The organism is Sutterella sp. KLE1602 (assembly GCF_001578585.1).
Lineage (GTDB): Bacteria > Pseudomonadota > Gammaproteobacteria > Burkholderiales > Burkholderiaceae_F > Sutterella > Sutterella wadsworthensis_A.
The window spans coordinates 43,722-66,217 of the sequence record NZ_KQ968485.1 but is presented as its reverse complement, the minus strand read 5'-3'; the positions used below and the strand labels follow the sequence as shown (position 1 = coordinate 66,217).

Annotated in this window: 27 protein-coding genes and 1 tRNA gene; 4 read left to right on the top strand and 24 right to left on the bottom strand. The window is 60.1% G+C overall.

Features of this window, described 5'->3' with window-relative positions; translation table 11 throughout:
- Positions 1-55: 55 nt before the first annotated feature.
- From HMPREF3036_RS00845 to HMPREF3036_RS00800, 10 genes are all read right to left on the bottom strand, one after another.
- Complete coding sequence (locus HMPREF3036_RS00845) at positions 56-679, bottom strand: hypothetical protein (RefSeq protein WP_062330809.1); 624 nt, start codon at positions 677-679, stop codon at positions 56-58.
- Positions 663-1,298 carry a hypothetical protein gene (locus HMPREF3036_RS00840; protein WP_062330806.1) on the bottom strand — a complete coding sequence of 212 codons (636 nt, stop codon included), beginning with the start codon at positions 1,296-1,298 and terminating at the stop codon, positions 663-665. Before HMPREF3036_RS00840 ends, HMPREF3036_RS00845 begins: the two co-directional genes overlap by 17 nt.
- Before the next feature lie 638 nt (positions 1,299-1,936).
- On the bottom strand, positions 1,937-2,434 hold the full coding sequence (locus HMPREF3036_RS00835; RefSeq protein WP_062330804.1) for a hypothetical protein: 498 nt from the start codon (positions 2,432-2,434) through the stop codon (positions 1,937-1,939).
- Positions 2,427-2,894 (bottom strand): ImmA/IrrE family metallo-endopeptidase, encoded by a 468-nt coding sequence (locus HMPREF3036_RS00830; protein WP_062330802.1) that lies wholly within the window; start codon positions 2,892-2,894, stop codon positions 2,427-2,429. Before HMPREF3036_RS00830 ends, HMPREF3036_RS00835 begins: the two co-directional genes overlap by 8 nt.
- A gap of 186 nt (positions 2,895-3,080) precedes the next feature.
- Positions 3,081-3,494 (bottom strand): LuxR family transcriptional regulator, encoded by a 414-nt coding sequence (locus tag HMPREF3036_RS00825; protein WP_156469700.1) that lies wholly within the window; start codon positions 3,492-3,494, stop codon positions 3,081-3,083.
- A gap of 790 nt (positions 3,495-4,284) precedes the next feature.
- A complete protein-coding gene (locus HMPREF3036_RS00820) occupies positions 4,285-5,628 on the bottom strand; it encodes a tyrosine-type recombinase/integrase (protein ID WP_062330798.1) in 1,344 nt (447 codons plus the stop codon).
- 223 nt (positions 5,629-5,851) lie between these two features.
- Positions 5,852-5,927 (bottom strand) — tRNA-Thr (locus HMPREF3036_RS00815).
- A 41-nt stretch (positions 5,928-5,968) separates the two neighbouring features.
- The gene (locus HMPREF3036_RS00810) at positions 5,969-6,379 is read right to left on the bottom strand and encodes a ClpXP protease specificity-enhancing factor SspB (RefSeq protein WP_005434349.1); all 411 of its coding nucleotides are present in this window, start codon (positions 6,377-6,379) and stop codon (positions 5,969-5,971) included.
- A gap of 129 nt (positions 6,380-6,508) precedes the next feature.
- Positions 6,509-7,111, bottom strand: a complete 603-nt coding sequence (locus HMPREF3036_RS00805; RefSeq protein ID WP_062330796.1) for a glutathione S-transferase N-terminal domain-containing protein — start codon at positions 7,109-7,111, stop codon at positions 6,509-6,511.
- A gap of 174 nt (positions 7,112-7,285) precedes the next feature.
- A complete protein-coding gene (locus tag HMPREF3036_RS00800) occupies positions 7,286-8,038 on the bottom strand; it encodes a Nif3-like dinuclear metal center hexameric protein (protein WP_005434347.1) in 753 nt (250 codons plus the stop codon).
- A gap of 54 nt (positions 8,039-8,092) precedes the next feature.
- On the opposite strand from HMPREF3036_RS00800, the gene HMPREF3036_RS00795 reads away from it, so the two are divergent.
- Positions 8,093-9,223 (top strand): S1C family serine protease, encoded by a 1,131-nt coding sequence (locus HMPREF3036_RS00795; RefSeq protein WP_005434346.1) that lies wholly within the window; start codon positions 8,093-8,095, stop codon positions 9,221-9,223.
- 71 nt (positions 9,224-9,294) lie between these two features.
- Here HMPREF3036_RS00795 and tatC read toward each other — a convergent pair whose 3' ends face one another.
- The 13 genes from tatC to HMPREF3036_RS00730 form a co-directional block, all read right to left on the bottom strand.
- The gene (tatC, locus tag HMPREF3036_RS00790) at positions 9,295-10,092 is read right to left on the bottom strand and encodes a twin-arginine translocase subunit TatC (protein ID WP_005434345.1); all 798 of its coding nucleotides are present in this window, start codon (positions 10,090-10,092) and stop codon (positions 9,295-9,297) included.
- 9 nt (positions 10,093-10,101) lie between these two features.
- Positions 10,102-10,713: a Sec-independent protein translocase protein TatB gene (gene tatB / locus HMPREF3036_RS00785; RefSeq protein ID WP_005434344.1), complete on the bottom strand. Its 612-nt coding sequence runs from the start codon at positions 10,711-10,713 to the stop codon at positions 10,102-10,104.
- Positions 10,714-10,843: 130 nt separating this feature from the next.
- The gene (tatA, locus tag HMPREF3036_RS00780) at positions 10,844-11,071 is read right to left on the bottom strand and encodes a Sec-independent protein translocase subunit TatA (RefSeq protein WP_005434343.1); all 228 of its coding nucleotides are present in this window, start codon (positions 11,069-11,071) and stop codon (positions 10,844-10,846) included.
- A 10-nt stretch (positions 11,072-11,081) separates the two neighbouring features.
- A complete protein-coding gene (locus HMPREF3036_RS00775) occupies positions 11,082-11,423 on the bottom strand; it encodes a histidine triad nucleotide-binding protein (RefSeq protein WP_005434342.1) in 342 nt (113 codons plus the stop codon).
- Between the two features lie 236 nt (positions 11,424-11,659).
- Positions 11,660-12,064, bottom strand: a complete 405-nt coding sequence (hisI, locus tag HMPREF3036_RS00770; protein WP_255358786.1) for a phosphoribosyl-AMP cyclohydrolase — start codon at positions 12,062-12,064, stop codon at positions 11,660-11,662.
- Positions 12,065-12,079: 15 nt separating this feature from the next.
- The gene (murA, locus tag HMPREF3036_RS00765; protein WP_005434338.1) at positions 12,080-13,333 is read right to left on the bottom strand and encodes a UDP-N-acetylglucosamine 1-carboxyvinyltransferase; all 1,254 of its coding nucleotides are present in this window, start codon (positions 13,331-13,333) and stop codon (positions 12,080-12,082) included.
- Between the two features lie 206 nt (positions 13,334-13,539).
- Positions 13,540-13,812 carry an STAS domain-containing protein gene (locus HMPREF3036_RS00760; protein WP_005434336.1) on the bottom strand — a complete coding sequence of 91 codons (273 nt, stop codon included), beginning with the start codon at positions 13,810-13,812 and terminating at the stop codon, positions 13,540-13,542.
- 3 nt (positions 13,813-13,815) lie between these two features.
- Complete coding sequence (locus HMPREF3036_RS00755; protein WP_005434334.1) at positions 13,816-14,457, bottom strand: MlaC/ttg2D family ABC transporter substrate-binding protein; 642 nt, start codon at positions 14,455-14,457, stop codon at positions 13,816-13,818.
- 2 nt (positions 14,458-14,459) lie between these two features.
- Positions 14,460-15,272: an MlaA family lipoprotein gene (locus tag HMPREF3036_RS00750; RefSeq protein ID WP_038006365.1), complete on the bottom strand. Its 813-nt coding sequence runs from the start codon at positions 15,270-15,272 to the stop codon at positions 14,460-14,462.
- A 17-nt stretch (positions 15,273-15,289) separates the two neighbouring features.
- Positions 15,290-15,763: an outer membrane lipid asymmetry maintenance protein MlaD gene (gene mlaD / locus HMPREF3036_RS00745; RefSeq protein ID WP_005434331.1), complete on the bottom strand. Its 474-nt coding sequence runs from the start codon at positions 15,761-15,763 to the stop codon at positions 15,290-15,292.
- A 20-nt stretch (positions 15,764-15,783) separates the two neighbouring features.
- On the bottom strand, positions 15,784-16,560 hold the full coding sequence (gene mlaE / locus HMPREF3036_RS00740) for a lipid asymmetry maintenance ABC transporter permease subunit MlaE (RefSeq protein ID WP_005434329.1): 777 nt from the start codon (positions 16,558-16,560) through the stop codon (positions 15,784-15,786).
- Positions 16,557-17,357 (bottom strand): ABC transporter ATP-binding protein, encoded by an 801-nt coding sequence (locus tag HMPREF3036_RS00735; RefSeq protein ID WP_005434327.1) that lies wholly within the window; start codon positions 17,355-17,357, stop codon positions 16,557-16,559. Before HMPREF3036_RS00735 ends, mlaE begins: the two co-directional genes overlap by 4 nt.
- Positions 17,358-17,363: 6 nt before the next feature.
- The gene (locus HMPREF3036_RS00730) at positions 17,364-17,855 is read right to left on the bottom strand and encodes an acyl-CoA thioesterase (protein ID WP_005434325.1); all 492 of its coding nucleotides are present in this window, start codon (positions 17,853-17,855) and stop codon (positions 17,364-17,366) included.
- Between the two features lie 328 nt (positions 17,856-18,183).
- Here HMPREF3036_RS00730 and HMPREF3036_RS00725 point away from each other — a divergent pair, with 328 nt between their 5' ends.
- Positions 18,184-20,565, top strand: coding sequence for a penicillin-binding protein 1A (locus HMPREF3036_RS00725; protein WP_062330792.1), 2,382 nt, complete (start codon positions 18,184-18,186; stop codon positions 20,563-20,565).
- Between the two features lie 97 nt (positions 20,566-20,662).
- On the opposite strand, the gene cyaY is transcribed toward HMPREF3036_RS00725, so the two are convergent.
- On the bottom strand, positions 20,663-20,968 hold the full coding sequence (gene cyaY, locus HMPREF3036_RS00720; RefSeq protein WP_005434321.1) for an iron donor protein CyaY: 306 nt from the start codon (positions 20,966-20,968) through the stop codon (positions 20,663-20,665).
- Positions 20,969-20,982: 14 nt separating this feature from the next.
- On the opposite strand from cyaY, the gene HMPREF3036_RS11435 reads away from it, so the two are divergent.
- Together HMPREF3036_RS11435 and lysA are read left to right on the top strand one after the other, a co-directional pair.
- On the top strand, positions 20,983-21,120 hold the full coding sequence (locus tag HMPREF3036_RS11435) for an LPS translocon maturation chaperone LptM (RefSeq protein ID WP_005434319.1): 138 nt from the start codon (positions 20,983-20,985) through the stop codon (positions 21,118-21,120).
- 46 nt (positions 21,121-21,166) lie between these two features.
- Positions 21,167-22,447 carry a diaminopimelate decarboxylase gene (gene lysA, locus HMPREF3036_RS00715; protein ID WP_062330789.1) on the top strand — a complete coding sequence of 427 codons (1,281 nt, stop codon included), beginning with the start codon at positions 21,167-21,169 and terminating at the stop codon, positions 22,445-22,447.
- Positions 22,448-22,496 lie beyond the last annotated feature (49 nt).

Genomic DNA, 22,496 nt, shown 5'->3' with positions numbered 1-22,496 from the left:
GCCGCGTTCCACGGACTTCCGAGATGAACCTTTTAAAGGGGGTGCCTTATGGCCTCTAATGTTTTGCCGGAGTCTTGTTCCAATTGACAATAGTGGCAATCCTATCGCGGGCCGCTAAAGAAAATTCGGGTCCTTCCCAGTCAGAAAGGCGGCCGTTTTTGATTTCTTCCTTTACCGTGCATCCCGCCGCCACGTCCCGGCAATCCTCGAAAGACGCCCACGCCCACACCGCCGCCGCAAGCTCCGGGCTATAGCGCTCCCGGCTTTGATCGAACAATGCCCGAATATGTCCCACTGTGACGCCGTTGGCTATCTCGTAGTCATCGGGCAGGGTACCCCCTTTAGGGCCTTCGGAGAGATCGACGCCGGCCCCCTCAACGCAGGGAGCTACGGAAGGCGCTGCGGCCGGGGCCGTCTTTGGAGGCTCAACCTCCCGGCATTCATTCGGAAGCGAAGGCGCTGCCGTCACCGGGCAGACTGCCGGGTCCGGCTTGATATGCCCGTCGGTGCTTCCTGTTTTTGTCTGCCAAAAGTCCGGCATCGGAAGGCCCTCAGCCCTTAGAAAATCCTTGAAAGCCTCCACCGGGAATTCGAGTGATTCAATGCGTTCGTTATCCCCGTTAAGGCAATGCCGGCCCATGAATGAACCCATATAGAAGGCGTCAGAACGGTATGTCATCTTCTAGCTCCATATGTTCAGCCATCAAGGCAATCAACGGCTCAATGTAGTCGTTGCGAACGCTTTTCGGTATATCTGCCTTCGGATCAATCCCGCAATAGAGGCACGCGAATTCGTAAACCGTCATGCTCTTGCGTTTTGAACACAAGGCATATCGAGGGGTATTCCGGTCAATATCAATGGCACGGTTCCCCCGGTACTGAAACATATTCCCGCCTACGGCCTCCGGCTCATCACTGCCAGCAACCTCAACGCCGGGGCCTTCGGCCTTCGCAAAATATCGGCCGTCACCGTATCCCGTGCGCTCCGCCCAATACTTGAAGGCAATCAGCGGATAAACATCCTGATACTCGCCATTAACAAACCGATTTACCGGCAAGTACCCCTCTAGTGCCCTTCGGTCATCAACAGACCGCTCTAAGGCCTCATTAAGTCCAAGGATTTCGTTTTGAGTAGCTTTAGAGCATGTTTCAAATATGCCGCCATAGCCTTCTGCAGCCATCAGGCAAGCCGCATCAAACAAGGTCAGGAAGCCTTCTCGGACGCATGGTTGCCGTGACCACTCCCCGACCTTTGCAATCGTGCTCGGCCAGACATCCGGCCCGGATAGATCTAGCATCGTTCGCCCCTTCGCCCGCTTTCAATGTGTAGGAGAGTGACGCCGCCGCCAAGCGGGACGATTGTTTAGCGGCCTGCCGGATAGCTACTCCCGGCAGAGCGTCACTCATCCCTACAGCATAGCAAAGACATTCCGAGGGCGTTCCATGCAGATCAATTCGCACTACCCTCACGCGCGCGGATTGGGCACAAAAGTCGGGCACCCCACCGGTCAGACCACAATCGCACGACCTGAACACGGTCTCGAAGCGTAGGAGATGACGCCAACGAATAGCCTGCACCGACAACAGGCTCTACGTCATATAGGCGCCATCCTCAAACCGTTGCGGCTGTAGGCGTCCGATTGATTTGAAGCCCTGTTAGACGCCACCCCCTGCAATGCCTCATGAGAGGCCACACAAGGGCCGCCACGGGCCGCGTGCGGGTCTATCAAGCCTTCCGCTCATAGGACGCCAGCGAAGGCCGCCAGCGGGCCGCTATGCCCTTCCGCCGGCATAGCCTCACCCCGTAGGAGTGTGACGCCTTCGGCCCTGTAGACCTTAATATTTTTCAATAACCCGCCGCCGGCAAGGAACTCAATGAAAGCCAACATCAAAAAAACAAACACCCCGCAAGAATGATCTGCGGGGTGAATGGTTATTAACCTGCCGTCTTCTCAATATTTGAAGTGATGAGCTTCAACGGTATGGCATCAGATATCTTTATCTCGCTGTCCTGTTCTTTTTTCGGAGTTGCAGAAAAAACAGCCTTCATCAACAACGCCACAAGGACGGTAGGAACGACGGCAAGCAAAATCACCTCAATGAAATAACCTCGGTCCAACACTCTTACTAATCCCGGACACGGGAACCATAAATCCCTGACAAGGATAGAGATGAGACCTAAGTACATCAAGACAATAACAAACGCAACTCCATAGAAAATAAAGGGCCGGCGTTCATTATTCCGACGTAAGCGCTCAATCCTTAGTTTTTCTTTCTCCAACGTAGCTTGTTCTATCTGAACTTTCAGTAGCTTGGACTGCAACTCCGTTTCTTGGAGTTTGATCGCTATGTCTGCTAAAGCATCATCCGGAGAATTAATCTGCTCTTTGGCCTGAGCAATTTCTTTCCGAAGATCAACAGACTCTTCACCCATGGGCGTACCCTAATCTTTTCAGGCGAACATACATAGCAGCAGGAGAAACACGGAACATCTTCCGAAGTTGAACGGGATCCTTAATCCCTCGGATATCAATAACCGCCTTCATGGCCAAGGCCGGCATAAGCAAATCTGCCGCGAACTGATCGGCGAACATTTCCTTCTGCGGATCGTACTGCTGCACCCACTGGGGATTGCTCGTATCTCTAAACGAACTTCCATGCCCAAGGCAATAATGGCCTAATTCATGGGCAATAGTGAAACGTTGGCGCTCTTGGCACTCCGTAGCATTCACACAAATTTCTTTGGTCTCAACGTCCAAGTAACCAGACTTCAAACCTAAATCATATGAATACTTCACCGTCAATCCTAAACGCTCTGCGAAATACGCTGGATCAACAGGCAATCGGCAATCCCAAAACTCCTCTAAGAGGGCCTGTGCTGTCGTATACGCCATAACACCCCTCCTTCTTAAGTATGGTTAGCGCAAACAGGAAGCAAGTAACCTTGACTCCGGATTTATAAGATAGCCCGCCGGAACAACCACTGTCAAGCGTTAAACCGCTACAAAGCGTACTCCTACGTTCTTATCCGTTCTTGCCCGTTCACTCTATTACGCCCCATTGCGGGAGCATGACGCCGGCTACAGGCAGCCGTTTGAGTTAGCCTCTCTCATCGTTGCGTAAACGGCAGCCATGCCCTCGCCGGGGGTGTTTGCCTCTACTCGAATCTCGCTCGACTCTCTCCAGCCGGCGCGGGACTTGAGATAGAAAATCATGGCCGTAGTATTGCCTTCGTTGATTTGATCCATCAGCTTAGAGGCCACGGCCCCAATACCTAGCGCCTCTCCACGCTTCACGGCCTCAGAGAATTCCTCATCATCACGCAACCGGTTATAGACCGTTGAAGCGGACGCCCCAAGCGCTGCGGCAATCTGCTCCCTAGTCAACCCCAGAGAGGCCAGCCGTTCAACCTCAGCCAGATCGAACGCCTTTCGCGGCTTTGTTCTCATCGTCATCCTCCTTTTAAGCCCTTCAATATCTTCAAATTCTCTCACCTTTCAACGCCGGGCCAATGCCAGCCGGGACGCCGGCCGCCCCCCGTTTTTCAGGCAGAGCCCTCAACATTTTTCAACATTCACCTACAGCCCGTCGGAGCTCCGGCCGCCCTGATAATCAGGCAGCACCCTTAACATTTTTTAGCATTCCATCAAGCCGGAAGGACCACGGCACCGGCCAATCACTCAAGCCAGCCGGCCGGCGTCACCCTTTTTTATGGCCTGCTCATATTGCTCATTTTCTCTGCCCAGCCGTCTGCACTGAATGCCCTTCCGGTGCGGCCTCCCGTGCATTCTGAGCACGCCTCAAGGCATCAACGGCCGATTGCTCATCCGCCGCATAGCACCGCAACCACGCCGCAAGCGAAGGCCCTTTCTCAGGCTCCCGGCGTCGTCCCTTCTGCCTTCGGCTCCCGGTGCCTCTCTCTCGCTTTTCCATGCTCACCCCTTCACGCAATCCGGCCACATGAGCGAGTAAGACCAGCCGGGAGGCGTGCTCATGGGCAATAGGTTAAGACTTCCTAGGTATAGATATAGATATGTATTGGTTATTCTCTCTCTTATTATTTATTACTTCTCCAACCATCCTAAACCACTCCTAAACCGCACCTAAACCGAACCCGCTCCCCGTCTTTCCCTGTCCCACAGTGTCACCAACCGAAAAGGCCAAAATAAACCGTCTTTTCGCGCACTTCCGGCCTCGGCTCAAACCACCGGCAACAAAAAGCCCCACGCCGAAGCGCAGGGCCATACCGTAGGAGCTAGCCGGGAGCGCGTCCCCGCTCAATCCTCAACCATTCTCGCATTCGGAGAAACAAAACTTCCCCCACGCATCTAGCACCTTCCTTTTGTGAGGCAAATCCTCTGACCTGTCGTAGGCGCTTTTCAGCCGGGGATCAACGTCATGATGCAAGATCAACGCCACGGCGCGCTCATCCTGTCGCATACCATGCGCCCACGTCTCGAATGTGGCCCGGCTTATGGCGTGCTGCACAGCAATGACGGGCTTCCCTTTGTCCTTTGTTTGCTTGCGATCAATCCACCCCTCTCGGCCTTCCGCTACCTCTTTGGAGTGAAGCCGTTGGATCAAAACGTTCATCGTCATGTTGCTCAATGGTGCCCCATTGTTGCGATAGGAGCCGAACACATAGGGAGAATCCAAACAAAGAGAAAATTCCCTTTGGTGCTGGATGATCCTTTGCGCCTCGGCACTGAGCGGGATTAGGTGTTGACCGTTCGCCGTCACCTTCATGTCGATTGCGTCAATGCTCCACAACTGCCCGTCCTCCGAGATTTGATCCCAGCGCATAGAACGGACATTATTGGAGCGCGTGCAGGTCAAGATAGCAAACGCGGTACACAAAGCCGACGTACTCCCCAGCGCCATGAGCGCCTTGATTAGCTGCGGGAGTTGGTCGGGATCAAGCGCCGGAAAATGCTCCTCCTGTTTTCGTTTGTTCTCAGCAGGGAGCAGCGGTGTAAGCCATTGGCTATCCGCCGGATTGATCCCGCGCGGGCGGCATTTCTTCACGGTCATTGCCCAATGAAAAAGGCCGCGAAGGTGCGAACAGACTGTTTCACACGTAGCACGTTTGGAGCACCATATCGGCTCAATTGCCTTCACTACATCCTCAGGTTCACACGAGGCCACCGGCACGCCCAGCAGTAAGGCGGCACTTTGCCTGATGCGCCTTCCTTCCTTATGAGCAACGGCCTCGGCTTTCTCATGGATACCCTTGCCCCATGTGCCGTGTTCTACTTTGTAGGCAAGCCATTCATCTAGCACGTCCCCGACTGTTAACGCCTGAAGGCGCGCAACCTCCTCCGCTTTCTTCTCAGCCTTTACCTTCGCCCTCGCTTCCTTCACAGGATTGACCCCGGCGAGCAAACTAGCTTTAAACTCCGCCGCCTTCGCCCGCGCCGCGTGCAACCCCATCTCCGGATAGGTGCCAACAGTCACCTTTGTTTCCTTGCCTTTGCACTCAGTGCGAAGAATCCACGCGCACCCGGAGCCCGCAGCACTCGCCCACACTCTCAGAGCGAGGCCCGGGACGCCGCCGACAGCATGCACGCCGGGCATCTTGGAAATCTTCTCAACCTCTTTGACGCCCAGCGCCTTTACCACTCGTGCCATTGCTCAACCTCTTGAAGAATCCGTACCAAGTTTCGGGAGTAGTCGCGTTTGGTACGGTGCTTTGTCCGGCAAACGTGTTTGGTACGATGTTTGGTACGGTAAAGCATCGGTCTTTACAGGTCAAGCGCGAACGCGGGCGAACGAGTAAACAGAGAGACAAGCTCGAAAGTCCCTGTGGCAAAAGAAAAACCCGCACCGTGGCGAACGGTACGGGTCTAGTGTTTGGTGCCCCTTATCTGACTCGAACAGATGACCTACCGCTTACAAGGCGGTTGCTCTACCAACTGAGCTAAAGAGGCTTGAAAAGCATTTGATTATAGCATTTCCTGCTTTCCGAGCATCACTTTACGCGCATCGGGCGGCGAACGCCGGGGGCGGGCTGTGCAGGCGCCTCCTCGGGCTCCTCGACGGGCGTCTCCGTCACTTCGAAATGAAGGGCGAACTGCTGGCACTCGAGAGGCGTCACGGCGATGATGCGGTTGAGCGGCACAAGCACGTCGAAGATCTCGTTGTTCTCACCGAAGCGGGCCTGAAAGGTGAGCTCGGTGTCCGAAATGGCAAGCCTGTTCACGGCCTCGTCCGTGAGGTCGAAGATGATGCGGCCGTCGCGCACGTATTCCTGCGGTACGCGGCAGGCATGATCCACCGCCACCATGACGTAGGGCGTCGTACCCGTATCGCGGCAGTAGTCGAGAACCGCATTGATCAGATACGGCTTCATCGGCCTCGGTTCCGTCGTCTGAGTGGTCATTTGAAGGATGCCTCCAAAAAGAAGTGCGAGATCAAAGCAAAACGGCCGGCGGCACTAGGGGCCGGCGGCCGTTCCCCTGAGAATCGGGGCGCGCCGGGAGCCTTTGCCTCCCGGCACTGCCTCAGCCGATCAGCGGCGCATCACGCGCTCGGACGGCGTCATCGAGTCGATGAAGGCAGGGCGCGAGAAGAGGCGTTCGCCGTAGGTCATCAGCGGCGCGGCGCTGCGCGGCAGCTCGATGCCGTAGTGGGACAGGCGCCAGAGCACCGGAGCGAGCATGATGTCGAGCAACGAGAACTCTTCGCCAAGCAGGTACATGCCGTTCGTCAGACGGCTGCCGATGACGGAAAGCTGGTCGTGCAGCTTGTGGCGGGCATTGTCGTGCATCTCTTCGCTCAGAGTACGGTTCTCAAGAATGCGGACCTGGGAGAATATCTCGCGGTTGAGAATGTAGAGGAAGAGACGGGCGCGGGCGCGGTGCATCGGATCAGGCGGCATCAGCTGCGGATGCGGGAAGCGGTCGTCGATGTACATGTTGATCACTTCGGCCTGGTAAAGCGTCAGCTCACGTTCGCGAAGGATCGGCACTTCACCGTAAGGATTGAGGGAACTGACATCGATCGGCTGGAACATGTCAATATCCTGAATCTCGAACTCGCAGCCCTTTTCGAAAAGCACGAAGCGGCAGCTGTGAGAGAACGGGCAGGTCATGCCCGAGTAAAGCACCATCATAAGATCTTATCCTTTGAACACACTGTCGATGCGCTCTTCGAGAATCGAAGAGCACTGGATTTTTCATTTTAGCGGAAGCGCCCACTCTTTTCTACTTGTATTGATTTTGCATCTTTATATTCGACTGTCACCCTAGTCATTAGGAGAAATGTAACCGGATTTCAAGCAGGAAGGTCAGACCGGATTTTCGTCATCAAACCAGAAAATCTCGAGTTCGGGCCACAGGTTCTTGATATGCCTGCCGAGGGCGCGGATGCCGAGCGTTTCGGTCGCGTGATGGCCGCAGGCGAGGTAGAGGATGCCGTTCTCCCTTGCCTCGTAGGTCGTGCGCTCGGAGATCTCGCCCGAGATGTAGACGTCGCAGCCGAGAGAGGCGGCCTCGACGAGCTCGTCCTGCGCTGCTCCCGAACACCAGCCCACGCGGCGGACCTCGGCGCCGGCCTCGCCCACGCGCACGCGAATGCCCCCGAACGCTGCGGCGACGCGCTCGACGAAAGCCTCGACGGGCACGGAACCGTCCTTCGGGCGGCCCACGCAAAGAAGTTCGAGGCTCCCCGCCCTCTGCTCGATCTCGAGTCCGAGCACCCTCGCGATCTCGGCGTTGTTGCCGACCTCCTCATGCGCATCAAGAGGCAGGTGATAGGCGATGAGATTGATGTCGTTCTTCAGGAGCGCCTTGAGGCGGCGCTGCTTCATGCCGACCACTTCGGAGCGCTCGCCCTTCCAGAACCAACCATGGTGCACGAGAATGCAGTCCGCCCCCATGCTGCAGGCATGGTCGATGAGCGCCTGGCTTGCGCTGACGCCAAGCACGATGCGATGAATTTCGGGCTTTCCCTCGACCTGAAGGCCGTTCGGAGCGTAGTCTTTGAATGACGCCGCGTTAAGATAAGCGTTCAAATGTTCAATCAGGGCTTGAGTCTGCATAATGATCTACTCCCATTTGCTGTTCCTGAGCCTTCCGCTCGGAGGTTCCGTTCGATGATCCGCAAGCTGTGGCTCATTTTTGCACAAGCCGTCACCGTGTCGGCGGGCATTGCGGTCGGTCTGATCACCGTCACGGACTGGCGTCCGTTCGCGCCTGCACAGGAGGCCGTGCACATTCCCGACTTCAGCAGCGCCGTCGAACGTGCGGCTCCCGCCGTCGTCACTATTTTTGCACGGCATGCCACCCCGGGAAAGCGTGCCGAGCAGATCGGCACCAACTGGAACAGCCTTCCTGAAGAGGACTTCAACACGCTCGGCAGCGGCGTCCTCGTCTCGTCCGACGGCTTCGTGCTCACGAACTACCACGTCGTCGCTTCGATCCAGGGACTCTATGTCGGCCTGCCCGACAGCGGACAGGCTGAAGCCGTGCTGGTAGGCAGCGACCCCGAAACCGACCTTGCCCTCATCAAGATTTCCGGCGAGAGCGGCCTGCCCTTCATCGGTCTCGGCGACACCTCGAAGCTCAAGGTCGGCCAGTCCGTGCTTGCCATCGGGAACCCCTTCGACGTCGGCCAGACGGTCACCTCGGGCATCATTTCGGCCCTTGGGCGCCACGGGCTCGGCCTCAACAGCTATGAGGACTTCATCCAGACGGACGCCGCCATCAACCAGGGCAATTCGGGCGGCGCGCTCGTCAACACCGAGGGCGAGCTCATCGGCATCAACACGGCCATCTTTTCGCCCGAGCAGTCGGACGGCTTCATCGGCATCGGTTTTGCGATTCCGAGCTCGATCATCAGCCGCGTGCTTCCGAGCCTCATGGAGGGCAAAACCGTTGAACGCGGCTATCTTGGCTTCGTGCCCCGCCAGCTCTCGCGTGAATTCGCCATGGACCTCGGTCTCACCGTCACCCGAGGCGTGATGGTGAGTCACGTGCTCGGCAAGAGCCCCGCAGGCAGGGCGGGCCTTCGTGCATTCGACATCGTAAAGAGCCTCAACGGCGAGGAGATCCTCGGCGTCAACCGCCTCCAGCAGCTCATCGCCCGCCTCAAGCCGGGCGAACCCGCCGAGCTGACGGTGGTGCGAGGCGCGCAGACCCTCACGCTGACCGTGACGCCAACCGCCCGTCCGAAGAACGCGCGCGAACGCGAAAAGGCAGGCCCCGCCGCGATCAACACGATCTGACGAATCCAAGGCCCAAAGAAAAAAGCGCATCCCTCTGGGAATGCGCTTTTTTTCATGCATGAGCCGGAAGCTTACTCCTCGTCCTCATCATCCTTGGGCATGCCGTCGATCTCGTCCTGCGACTTTCCGAAGAACTTCACGAGCCAGATGCCGGCCTGGAAGAGGATCACGAGCGGAAGAGCGAGAAGCAGCTGCGAGAGCACGTCGGGCGGCGTGAAGATGGCGGCGATCACGAAGGCGCCGACGATCACGAAGGGACGGGCCTTCACGAGCTTTTCGTAGCTGGCGAGCCCGACGTGATTGAGCACCATCACGACGATCGGCACTTCAAACGTGAGACCGAAGGCGACGAACATCGTCAGCACAAAGCTGAAGTAGGAGTCGATGTCAGGCGCGAAGTTCACGCTGTCGGGCGAGAAGCCTGCGATGAACTGGAACACCATGCGGAACACGATGAAGTAGCAGTAGGCCATGCCCACGGCGAACATCACGATCGAGGAGACCAGAATCGGAAGCGCGAGGCGCTTCTCGCGCCTGTAGAGCGCCGGCGCCACATACGCCCACAGCTGATAGAGCACGTACGGCAGCGCGATGAGGAACGCCACGAAGAGCGTCACCTTGAGCGGCACCATGAACGGCGCCACCACGCCCGTGGCCAGAAGCTTCACGCCCTGAGGCAGGGCGACCATGAGCGGCTGGCTCAGGAAGTCGAAGATCTGCTTCATGAAGGGCGAGAGGCAGGCGAAGATGACCAGAACAGCAATCGACGCCTTGACCGTGCGGTTGCGCAATTCGATCAGGTGGCTGACGAGCGGCTGCTCGTTCGCGGGATCGTCCGGCGCCTCAAGTAGTTTGTTGTTTTCAGCCATGATTGTTCTTTATCGGTAGATGCGCGGACGGTTCGTGCGCGCACGGGAAGCCAGACGACGGTTGCTGCCGCCCATCTGGGCTTCGCGAAGACCGAGTTCGCGGCGAAGCTTGGCGATTTCCTGCGCAAGCTCGTCAACCGACGGACCCGCATGATAGCGCTTCGTGAAGGTCTTGGGCTCCTCCCACTTGTACATGGGTTCGGCGGCCGGACCGTCCGAATTGTCGCCCCAGCCGTAGAAGTCCGAGATCTCGTCGTTGGACATCACGGTAGTCTGGCCGGACGCAGTCTCCTCAATTTCCTTGAGGTTGTCCTGGGTCTTTTCGGCGACGGCCTTGGCTTCGCCGGCGGCAGACTTGACGTCGCTTTCAATCTGGGCGGCCGACTTCTCGACCGTCGACTTGACGTCGTCGGCAAGAGCCTTGGCCTCGTCCTGAATGCGTTTAAGTTCGGAGAGCTCCGTTTCGCGGTCGATGTCCGACTTCACCTGGGCGACAAAGCGCTGGGCCTTTCCGACCCATTCGCCGGCTGTGCGTGCGACCACGGGGAGACGCTCTGGTCCGAGGACCACGAGGGCGATCACACCGATCACCAGCATCTCACTGAAACCAAAGTCAAACATGATTATTCCTGTCTTTCACTAAAGAGCCGCGGTCAGCCCCTGAGACTGCCGCGGCCGTTAGCTTAAGCGCCAGCACTGACAGACACGCCGTCAGTGCGGCAAGCCACATGGCCCGTCAGGGCCGTGCGGATCAAGAAGCGTTGGTCTTATCCTTGGCTTCGACGTCGACCGTGTTCTTGTCCTGGGCGATTTCCTTCTTCGCGTCGGACTTGTCGTCGTCGCCTTCCTTCATGCCTTCCTTGAAGCCCTTGATGGCGCCGCCAAGGTCCTTGCCCATGTTCTTGAGCTTACCGGTACCGAAAACCAGCACGACGATGACGAGAACGATCAGCCAGTGCCAAACAGAAAGGGAACCCATTTTTTACTCCTTATTTCGTCCAAGGCTGAGGACCGCCCAGAACATGAATGTGTAAGTGATCGACTTCCTGACCGCCGTCACGGCCAGTGTTGATGATGACGCGGAAACCGTTGACGGCACCTTCCTGCATGGCCAACTTTCGAGTCAACCCAAGCATTTTACCCAAAAGAGCGTTGTCCTCCGGCTCGGCGTGAGCCAGAGACTGAATGTGCTTCTTGGGAATGATCAGGAAGTGCACGGGAGCCTTCGGATGGATGTCCTTGAAGGCCAGTACTTCATCATCTTCATAAACTTTGGCTGCCGGAATTTCGCCACGGGCGATGCGGCAGAACAAGCAATCGTCAAGCTGCATGTAAACCTCTGGAAGAAGAGAGCCGTTCCCGGGCAAAAGACGGGATCGCGCTCATTTCGCACCCTGTCATAGCATTTTACTGGCCTGGGTTACACGTAGCTTACCATTGCCAGACAAAGCGCTTGAATTATGGAGGGAATTACCCATCCACGCCACCTACTTCGGTATAGGTTTCGACGCAAACGGGGGATTTCCCCGCATCTTTACAAATTCAAGTATTTCCACCCGGGAGGATGTCATTTTTCGTACATGTCCTCGGGCGCGCGCACGACAGGCTCGCACTCGCGCCAGCCGCCCGGCACGAGTTCGCGCCAGTAGCAGCTCGCATGTCCCGTATGGGACGCGACGCCGCCCTGCGGGTCCACGCGGTAGATGACGGACTGGCCATCCGTGGCGAGCTGCATGCCCACCACGACCTGATGGTTGCCGGACGACTCGCCCTTGCACCAGATCTGTCCTCTGGAGCGCGAGAAGTAGACGCCGCGACCGGTGGCGACGGTCGACTCGAGCGCCTCCCTGTTGGCCCAGCCGAGCATCAGAACGCGGCTGGTCTTCACGTCCTGAACGATGACGGGCACGAGGCCCTCTTCGTTGAAGTTAACTTCATCAATCCAGTTCATCTCAAACTCCTTATGAGTCAGGTCTTTATTTCAAGTTCAGACATCAATGCGGACAATGTCGGCGCCGAGCGCGCGGAGCTTCTCCTCCATGCGTTCATAGCCGCGGTCCAGATGGTAGATCCTGTCCACTGTACTCGAGCCCTGAGCCGCGAGCGCCGCAATGACGAGCGAGGCGGAGGCGCGCAGATCGGTCGCCATGATCGTCGTGCCCGTGAGCTGCGCAACGCCCTCAACGATGGCCGTATGGCCTTCGATCGTGATGTGGGCGCCCATGCGGCAGAGCTCCGGTACGTGCATGAAGCGGTTCTCGAAGATAGTCTCAGTGATGTTGGCGGTCCCTTCGGCAAAGCAGTTGAGCGTCATGAACTGCGCCTGCATGTCGGTGGGAAAGCCGGGATGCGGCACCGTGCGGATGGAAACGGGCTTCGGACGGCCCGTCATGCGCACGCGCACCCAGTCGGCGCCGATGTCGAGCACGGCGCCCGTGGCGCGGAGCTTGTCGAGCACCACCTCCATTTGGGAGGGCTGGCAGTGGGTCACCAGCACGTCGCCCTGCGTCACCACGCCTGCGACGAGGAAGGATCCGGCTTCAATGCGGTCGGCGATGACCGTGTGCTCGGCGCCGTGCAGGCGCTCGACGCCCTCGATGCTAATCACAGGCGTGCCCGCGCCGGTGATGTGCGCTCCCATGGCGTTGAGGCAGTCGCACAGATCGACCACCTCGGGCTCGCGGGCGGCATTTTCGATCACCGTCTCGCCCTCGGCGAGCACGGCGGCCATCACCAGATTCTCCGTGCCGGTCACCGTGACCATGTCGGTCACGATGTGCGCGCCCTTGAGGCGCTGCGCCGTCGCACGAACATATCCGTGGTCGATGTCCACAGTCGCGCCAAGCTGGCGCAGGCCGCGGATGTGCTGGTCCACGGGGCGGGCGCCGATGGCGCAGCCGCCAGGCAGGCTCACCTCGGCGCTTCCGAAGCGCGCGGCAAGCGGGCAGAGCGTCAGCACGGAGGCGCGCATCGTCTTCACGAGCTCGTACGGAGCCTTCGTGCTCGTCACGTTGCCTGCATTGAGCGTCACGTCCGTGCCCGACCGCGTCACCTTGACGCCCATGCCCTCGAGGAGCTTGAGCATCGTGCGCACGTCGGCCAGGTCCGGCACGTTGTGAAGCACCAGATCATCCGCCGTGAGCAGCGCCGCCGCAAGGATGGGAAGTGCGGCGTTCTTGGCGCCGGACGCGCGGACTTCGCCCACGAGGCGGTTGCCTCCGTTGATTCTGAGCTGTTGCATGATTTTGGAATTTCTTTGGTCTGTAGGGGTGTTTGTCTTCATTCGCTGCGCGGACCCGATCTTTGAACGCTACCACAATCGGGCAGGCGTCGGCGGAGAATCCGCTTGCGGCTTCAATTGTATCGGAGGCGACGGGAGGGACTCCGCGCCCAAGAAAAGGCGCGGGTTCAAACCCGCGCCGTCCATTCAGTCCGCCTGCACCGCCGTCACACCTCTTCAAGGGCCGGCATGAGAAGCGTCTCAAGCCCGTAGAGCTTCACCAGATCCGCAAAGCCCCTCGGCGCCGACAGAATGCGGAGCGTGCTCCCCGCCTTCTTCGCCTCGCGCAACATGTGTAGCGAGAGCGCGAGAACCGTGCTGTCGATGCGATGCACGCCCTCGAAGTCGAGCACGAAGTCGCCGTTTCGCACGGCGATGGCAATGTCGTCCTTGGCCTTCTTAGCCTCGCGGAAGGTAATGCTCTCAGTTCCGAACTTCATGGCTTACTGCACCTTGTGGGCATTGGCATCGACCAGACCGTCGGCCTTCTCCTCGAGGAGCTTGATCAGACCGGGAATTCCTTCGGTGTTGAGGGTGGAGGCGAACTGCGAGCGGTAGTTCTCGACCATCCAGATGCCCTCGACGTTGACGTCGACGATCTTCCACTCGCCCGCCTTGTCGCGGTAGATGCGGAAGTCGATGCCGATGTCAGGATTGCCCGTCGACTTGAGGATGGTGCGGATGACCATCTCGTCCTTGATCGTCCTGTTGCGGGTCGGACGGAGTTCGCACTTGTGGTCCGTCACGGTCTTGAGGGCGCCGGAGTAGACGCGGATGAGCAGCTTCTCGAAGCCGTCCATCAGGCGTTGGCGTTCTTCCTTCGTGGCCTTTCGCCACTTCGGGCCGATCGTCATGCGCGTCATCATCGCAAAGTCCGCGGCCGCCATGACGCGACGGTCGACGAGCGCCTGAAGCGCCGTCTGATCACCCGAGTGCAGCTTGGGATCCGCGCGGATCTCGTCAAGAATGCTGTTGTTGAGGGCGACGATCCACTCGAAGGGATCGACGGCCTCGGCCGCAAGGGCGGGCATGGCCGCAAGCGCGAGGCCGCAGGCGCCGCCGAGAACCAAAGTACGTCTCTGCATGATTACTTTTCCTTGTCCTTGTCCGTTTCAGCCGGCTTGCCGGCGTCGTCCTCGGCCTCCTCGTCGTCAAAACTCAAGGGCGTCAGACTGTTGAGCTGGGCATCCTCGTCGATCTGTCCGTCGGCAACGGCCATGCGGCGCGACTGACGGTAGGCGTCGCGGATCGCAACGTACTCGTCGACCACGTTGGCGCGCATGTCGTCAAGACCTGCGTCCATCATGCGGGAGCGGGTGTCGACCGCGTCGACGACCGCATACGCCGTGCTCCACTCCCACTCGTCCCACGTCAGATAGGTGATGGGATTGGTGGCGGTCTGCACGGGCCACTTGAAGATGTCGCGTCCGCCCGAGGGACCGAGAAGCGGCAGCTCGAAATACGGGCCCTCAGGCACGCCCCAGACGCCGAGCGTCTGGCCGAAGTCTTCGGGAGCCCTTTCCATGCCGACCCAGGTCGCCACGTCGAAGAGACCGAACACGCCGATCGTGGAATTGAGCATGAAGCGGAACGCGGACGTGATGCCCTGATCCACCTTGCCCTGCAGCACGTTGTTGAGCGTGTTGTTCACTTCGCCGAGGTTGTCGATCGCGTTGGAGACGCCGTCCTGGACGAACTGCGGCGTCACCCAGCGATAGCCCTTCGTGACGGGCTTGAGCGCCGCATCGTCGACCATCACGTTGAACGCGTGCATGTTGCGGTTGAATGCCTCGTACGGGTCCTCGGGATTCTGTCCGGCATCGGGGGGCACGTTCGCGCAGCCCGACAGTCCCAACGATAAGGCACTGAGAGTAAGAATGAGGATTTTCGTGTTTTTCATTTTTGTGACCCCGTGCTTCATTCCTTTCCGGTCTTTTCCGCCGTGTTGTAGAGGAACTGGCTGATCAGGGTTTCGAGTACGACCGCACTCTGGGTGCGGCGGATTTCATCGCCGTTCTTCAGGTTCTCCTCGTCGGCGCCGGCCTCAAGGCCGACGTACTGTTCGCCGAGAAGACCCGAAGTCAGGATCTTGGCCGAGGAGTCGGCCGGGAAGGGATAGGCGGCGTCGAGATCCATCGTGACCTTCGCCTGGAAGGACTCGGGATCGAAAACGACGGACTGCACGCGGCCCACCACGACGCCCGCAGACTTCACTGCGGCGCGGGCCTTGAGGCCGCCGATGTTGTCGAAGGCGGCCGTGACGCTGATCGTCTTGCCGCTGCCCGTGAAGCTGCCGAGGTTGGCCGCCTGCAGTGCCATGAACAGCATGGCAGCAAAGCCGAGGAACACGAAGATCCCGACGTAAAACTCGAGTGTGCGATTCTTGTCCATTTTAAAAATTCCCCATTCGCTTACACGGTCGTAAACATCCACGCCGTCATGATGAAGTCAAGGCCGAGCACGAGAAGCGAAGCCACCACCACGGTGCTCGTCGTGGCTCTGGAGACGCCTTCCGGTGTCGGACGGGCGGCATACCCGTTGAAAAGTGCGACGAGCGCGACGGCAACGCCGAAGACCACGCTCTTGATGAAGCCGTTGCCGATGTCGTGCCAGACGTCGACTGCGCTCTGCATCTGGCTCCAGAACGCGCCGCCGTCGGTGCCGATCATCTCCACGCCCACAAACCAGGCGCCCATGATGCCCACGGCCGAGAAGATCGTTGCCAGCACGGGCATCGCCACGAAGGCGCCGATGAATCGGGGGGCGAGGACGCGGCGGACCGGGTCGACGCCCATCATCTCCATGGCCGCGAGCTGCTCGCCCGCGCGCATGAGGCCGATTTCAGCGGTGAGCGCAGTGCCCGCCCGGCCCGCGAAGAGCAGCGCCGTCACGGCGGGGCCGAGCTCTCGCACAAGGGAGAGCGCGACCATGGTGCCGAGCGCCTGCTCGCTGCCGTAGGTGACGAGCACGTAGTAGCCCTGAAGGCCGAGCACGAAGCCCACGAAGAGGCCCGAAACCGCAATGATGAGAAGCGAGTAGTTGCCGATGAAGTGGATCTGCTGAACGACGTGGCTGAGCCTTGCGCCGCCCAGCCGCATCAGAAGCGTCCAAGAGAAGATCCCGAATCGGCCGACCCTGCAGAAGAGTCCGACCACGAAGCGGCCGATTGCCGTGAGGAGCTTTCTCATCTTTCCTCTCCTCCGAAGCAGGCCTCGATGCTGTTGGCCGGGTAGTGGAAGCGGACGGGACCGTCGGGAAGCGCATTGATGAACTGCTTGACGAACGGCTCCTCGGAACGGCACAGCTCCTCGGGAGAGCCCTCGGCCGCCACGCGGCCCGCATTGATCATGTAGACGTAGTCGGCGATCTCGAACGTTTCGACGACGTCGTGGGTCACGATGACAGACGTGGAGTGCAGCGCATCGTTGAGCTTGCGGATCAGGTTGGCGGTGACGCCGAGCGAAATCGGATCAAGGCCCGCGAACGGCTCGTCGTACATGATGAGCGCGGGGTCGAGCGCAATCGCACGTGCGAGCGCAACGCGGCGCGCCATGCCGCCCGAGATCTCGGAGGGCATCAGGTGCGCGGCGCCCCTCAGGCCCACGGCATTGAGCTTCATGAGCACCAGATCCCGAATGGTCTCCTCGTCGAGATCCGTCTGCTCGCGCATCGGGAAGGCAACGTTGTCGAAGACCGAAAGGTCGGTGAAGAGCGCACCGAACTGGAAGAGCATGCCCATGCGGCGGCGGATGCGGTAGAGGCGCTTCTGGTTCGAGGGATCGAGCGTTTCGCCCGTCACCTCGACCCTGCCGCCCTGAGGCGTCAGCAGGCCGCCGATCAGCTTGAGCAGCGTCGTCTTGCCCATGCCCGACCCCCCCATGATCGCGACGACCTTGCCGGCGCCGAACTTCATGGACACGTTCTGCAGGATCAGGCGATCGCCATAGCCGAATGTGACATCTTCAATTTTGACGGTATATTCCATAATTCCTCATTTGGACGCCGCGGCGAGTCCGGGACTCGGCGCAAAGCGGACCATCCGCCGGATACCCATGTCCCTGAGAACCTCCGCGTCGGGCGCAACGAGCCTGAACGACGCGCGCATCTCCTCGGGGATCTGCACGGGCGTGCGCCTTTCGTAGTCCACGAGCACCCATTCAGTGGCGCCGACGGTCAGAAGCTCGCCGTTGCGAAGCACTGCATAGCGCCTCAGGGACGACAGGCGCCTGACGCTCTCCACCCAGGTCGCAACGACAAGTTCGTCGCCCAGACGCGCGGAGCGCAGGTATTCGATCCAGTGCTGCCTGACGACCCACACACGGCCGGCCGACCGAAGGGCATCGAAGCTCCAACCGAGGGAGGCTGCGTGCGCGGTGGCCGCCGCCTCCATCCAGCGCATGTACTCGCGATTGTTGACGTGTCCGAGCAGATCGATGGACGACTCTCCGACAACGACGGGCATGCTGAAAACGGATTCCTGCATTTTATTATTCCCAGAGGCGTTTCCCCAAATTTGTACATTATCGCCCGAAAACCGGCCCGACTACGGTCTGACGGAGGGACCATGTCGCGAAGAAACTACACAACAAATGCGGACGGGAAGACTGCCTGCGTTCAAAAACCGCAGCGACTCCTGCCTCCCCGCACCTTGCATTTCCATACAAAAGACCCTGCTCCCTGAACGGTTCAATGCCCTCCGTGACCGCCGCCCCGCCGCCTTCTCGATTAGAATCGTTACATTCAGCCGACACGGCCGCGCATGACGGCCGTGTTTCTCTTTCGGCCCCACACATTCACGACAACACATCCACGTGACCCAGACCAAACGAACTACCGCCGCCAGAAAGAAGCCTGCGCGCAAATCCCCGCGCGCGGGTTCGGTTCTGGCCTGGCTCTTCGGCATTGCGGCTGCAGGCATCGCCTCCGGCGTTCTGCTCGCCGTCTTCGTCTTCGCCTTCATCTACAGGCAGCTCCCCCCGATCGACACGCTTGCCGACTATCGTCCGCGCGTGCCGCTTCGCGTCTGGAGCGCCGACGGCAAGCTCATCGGCGAGTTCGGGGAGGAGCGCCGCGACTTCGTGCGCCTCTCCGAAGTGCCCGACCACGTCAAGCACGCCATTCTCGCCGCCGAGGACGACGGCTTCTACGAACACCCCGGCATCGAGATCACCGGCATCATCCGCGCCGCACTCTCCAACGTGCTGACCGGCCGCCGCGGCCAGGGCGGCTCGACCATCACGCAGCAGGTTGCCCGCAACTTCTTCCTCTCGTCCGAGCGCACCTACACCCGCAAGCTCTACGAGATCGCGATGTCCTTCAAGATCGAGAAAACGCTTACGAAGGACCAGATCCTCGAGATCTACATGAACCAGATCTATCTGGGTCAGCGCGCCTACGGCTTCCAGAGCGCCGCACGAACCTACTTCGGCCGCTCGCTCGACCAGATCTCGATCGGCGAGGCCGCCACGCTCGCGGGTCTTCCCGTCGCGCCTTCGGCCTACAACCCGATCGTCAATCCGACGCGCGCCACCATGCGCAAGAACTACGTGCTCGGACGCATGCGCGATCTCGGCTACATCGACGAACTCACCTATGAGACCGAGAAGGCCCAGCCGATGCAGCCCCGCCGCGTCGCCACGCAGCAGGAAATCGTGACCTCCAACATGAGCGAGGAGTTCGTCACCGCCAAGTACGCGGCCGAGCTTGCCCGCATGCTCGTCTACGACGTGTTCAAGGAGGAGACCTACTCGCGCGGCCTCAACGTCTACACGACGATCGACATGGGCGCCCAGAAGACGGCCGTCGACGCCGTCCGACGCCAGCTCATCTCGTATGACCGCAAGTACGGCTACCGCGGTCCCGAGTCCTACATCGACCTCGGCCCCGCCGACAAGCACGCCGAGAACATCCGCGCCGCGATCGCCAAGACGACCGCCTCTCCCTTCATGGTCGCCGCCGTCGTCACCGAAGCCGATCCCAAGGTCATCAAGGCCGCCCTGTCGGCCAACGAGATCGTGACGCTCGACGCCGAAAGCCTGAAGTTCGGCCGCCGTCATCTCGGAAAGGTCTCCAAGCAGTATCAGGACAGCGCGCTCAAGCCCGGCGCCGTCATCCGCGTGATGCGCTCCGCCAACGGCAAGCACTGGACGCTCGCCCAGGTGCCGCGCGTCGAGGCCGCGTTCGTTGCCGGCGACTTCAACACGGGTGCCGTGCGCGCGCTCGTGGGCGGCTTCGACTTCAACCTCAACATGTTCAACCACGTGACGCAGGCCTGGCGTCAGCCGGGTTCGTCCTTCAAGCCCTTCATCTACTCGGCCGCACTCGACAAGGGCTTCTCGACGACCACGATCATCAACGACGCCCCGATCAGCATCGATCCGAGGCTCACGGGCAACAAGCTCTGGGAGCCGAAGAACTATGAAGGCCGCTTCGACGGTCCGATGCCGCTCCGCATAGGTCTTGAGAAGTCGAAGAACCTCGTCTCGATCCGCGTGATGCAGGCCATCGGCCCCGAGTACGCGCAGGAGTTCGTCCGCAAGTTCGGCTTCCAGCCCGACAAGCACCCCGCCAATCTGCCGATGGCACTCGGCGCGGGCAGCGTCACGCCCTGGCAAATGCTCGGCGGCTACACGGTCTTCGCCAACGGCGGCTACCGAGTTCAGCCCTATTTGATCGAACGCGTCACCGACGTTGACGGCCGCACGCTCATGCGCACGACGAACCGCACCGCCGGCGACGAATCCATCCGCGCCATCGACGACAGGAACGCCTACATCATGCAGAGCCTGCTGCACGGCGTCGCCACCCGAGGCACCGCCGCACGCGCGAGCCGCATGCTCAAGCGCGGCGACATCGGCGGCAAGACCGGCACGACGAACAACAGTCATGACGCCTGGTTCTGCGGCTATGCGGGGGGCCTCGTCGCCGTCTCCTGGATGGGCTACGACAATCCCAAGCCGCTCGGCGCCCGCGAAACGGGCGGCGGTCTGGCGCTGCCCGTCTGGATCGACTTCATGAAGGCCGAGCTCAAGGGCGTGCCCGAATACACGCGCGTCATGCCCTCGAGCGTCGTCGAGCGCGACGGCGAGGTCTTCTACAGGGATCCCGTCAAGGGTGCCGCAGGCGCCTTCTCGGACCTCCTGATGTCAGGCAGGGACGAGGCGAGCGAGCTCGTGCGCGACCAGATCTTCTGACGACAGCCCTGAAAAAACGAAAAGAGACCGAAGAACTCATGTCTTCTGGTCTCTTTTCCTTATATGGAGTACGGAAATGTCCGCTACACTCTTCAGATCAGATGCGGCCGCCCAGCTTGCGGAGCGCCTCGGCGATCATGTCCTCGAGCGTGCGGTCCGTGCGGCTGTCGCGCCATGCGCCTTCACGCCATGAGAAGTGGTGGCCTCCGAAGCGCGAGGCGCACCAGATTTCATGCATCGGCGTCTGAATGTTGACGACGACCTGCTCGCCGCTGTCGAGCTCAATCGTCAGCACGTTGCCGCTGCGGCTGCAGTCGAAATCATCCCCGGCCTCTTCGAGCCAGTTTTCAAGGGACGCCATTTCGGCTTCGGCCATTGTCAAAAATTCAGTATCTTTATCCATTGCAAGGACTTCCTATGTTGAGAACCGCCATGCTCATGAGCATCATCGCCACCCTGTGCGCAGGCCTCTCGGGCTGCGGCCTGAAGGGTGACCTCTACATGCCCGACCGCCCGCACGCCGAACAGACGACGAGCCAGCAGTCCGGCCGTTGATTTCCGGACTTTAGCATACGAACCGCCCCTGCACTTTTCCCTCAAGATGTCTGAAAACAACCACAGGCCCTGCTTTCACAGGGAGGACGGCGTCCTCTTCTGCGAAGGCGTCTCCCTGCTCGAACTCTCCCGCCGACTCGAGCAGACCACCTACGTCTATTCCCGCGCTCGCATCGAGCGCAACTACCTCGCCTACGAAGAGGCGCTCGCCGACGTCCCGCATGCCATCTGCTATGCCATGAAGGCCAACTCGACGGCCGGCGTTCTTCAGGTGCTCGCGCGCCTCGGCGCCGGCGTCGACACCGTGAGCGGCGGCGAAATCGCCCGCGCGCTTCGCGCCGGCTTCCGCCCCGAGAAGATCGTCTACTCCGGCGTCGGCAAGACCGCCCGCGAGATCACCTTCGCGCTCAAGGCGGGCATCGGCTGCTTCAACGTCGAGAGCGAGCCCGAACTCGAGCGGATCAACCGCATTGCGACCGAGCTCGGCGTGCGCGCACCCATCTCGATCCGCTGCAATCCCGACGTTGATCCGAAGACGCACCCCTACATTTCCACGGGCCTCAAGAACAACAAGTTCGGCATCGCCATCGCGGACGTGGAGGACATCTACCTGCGCGCCGCCAACATGCCCGGCATTGAAGTCAAGGGCATCGATGCGCACATCGGCAGCCAGATCACCGAAATCCAGCCCTACCTCGACTCCGTGCACCGACTGCTTGACACGATGTCCGCACTCCGCGACAAGGGTCTCGTGCTCCATCACCTCGACATGGGCGGCGGCCTCGGCATCCAGTACCGTCCCGAGGACCAGCCTCCCACGCCGCAGACCCTGCTGCGCCCCGTGCGCCGCATGATGGAGGAGCGCGGCTTCGGCGACGCGGTCCTCATGGTCGAGCCCGGCCGCTCGATCGTGGGCGATGCAGGTCTCATGCTCACTCAGGTCGAATACATCAAGCAGAGCGAGACGCGAAACTTCTGCATCGTCGACGGTGCCATGACCGACCTCATCCGTCCGGCCCTCTACTCCGCCTGGATGGACATCGTCCCCGTCGTCGAACGACATGACGCCGCGCCGCTTGTCATGGACGTCGTCGGCCCCGTGTGCGAATCGTCCGACTTCCTCGGCCGCGCCCGCGAGCTCGCCGTCAGGGAGGGTGACTGGATCGCCGTGTGCGATGCGGGCGCCTACGGCGCAAGCATGGCCAGCCGCTACAACAGCCGCATGCTTCCCATGGAGGTCATGATCGACGGAGAGCGCGTCCTCCCGCTGCGCACTCCCGACACGTTCGACGAAATGGTGAGCGGCGAAGTTCTGCTCGAACTTTGAGACGCCTGACGGGGCTACTACTTTCGACTGACTTGCGGTTTTTCAAAGC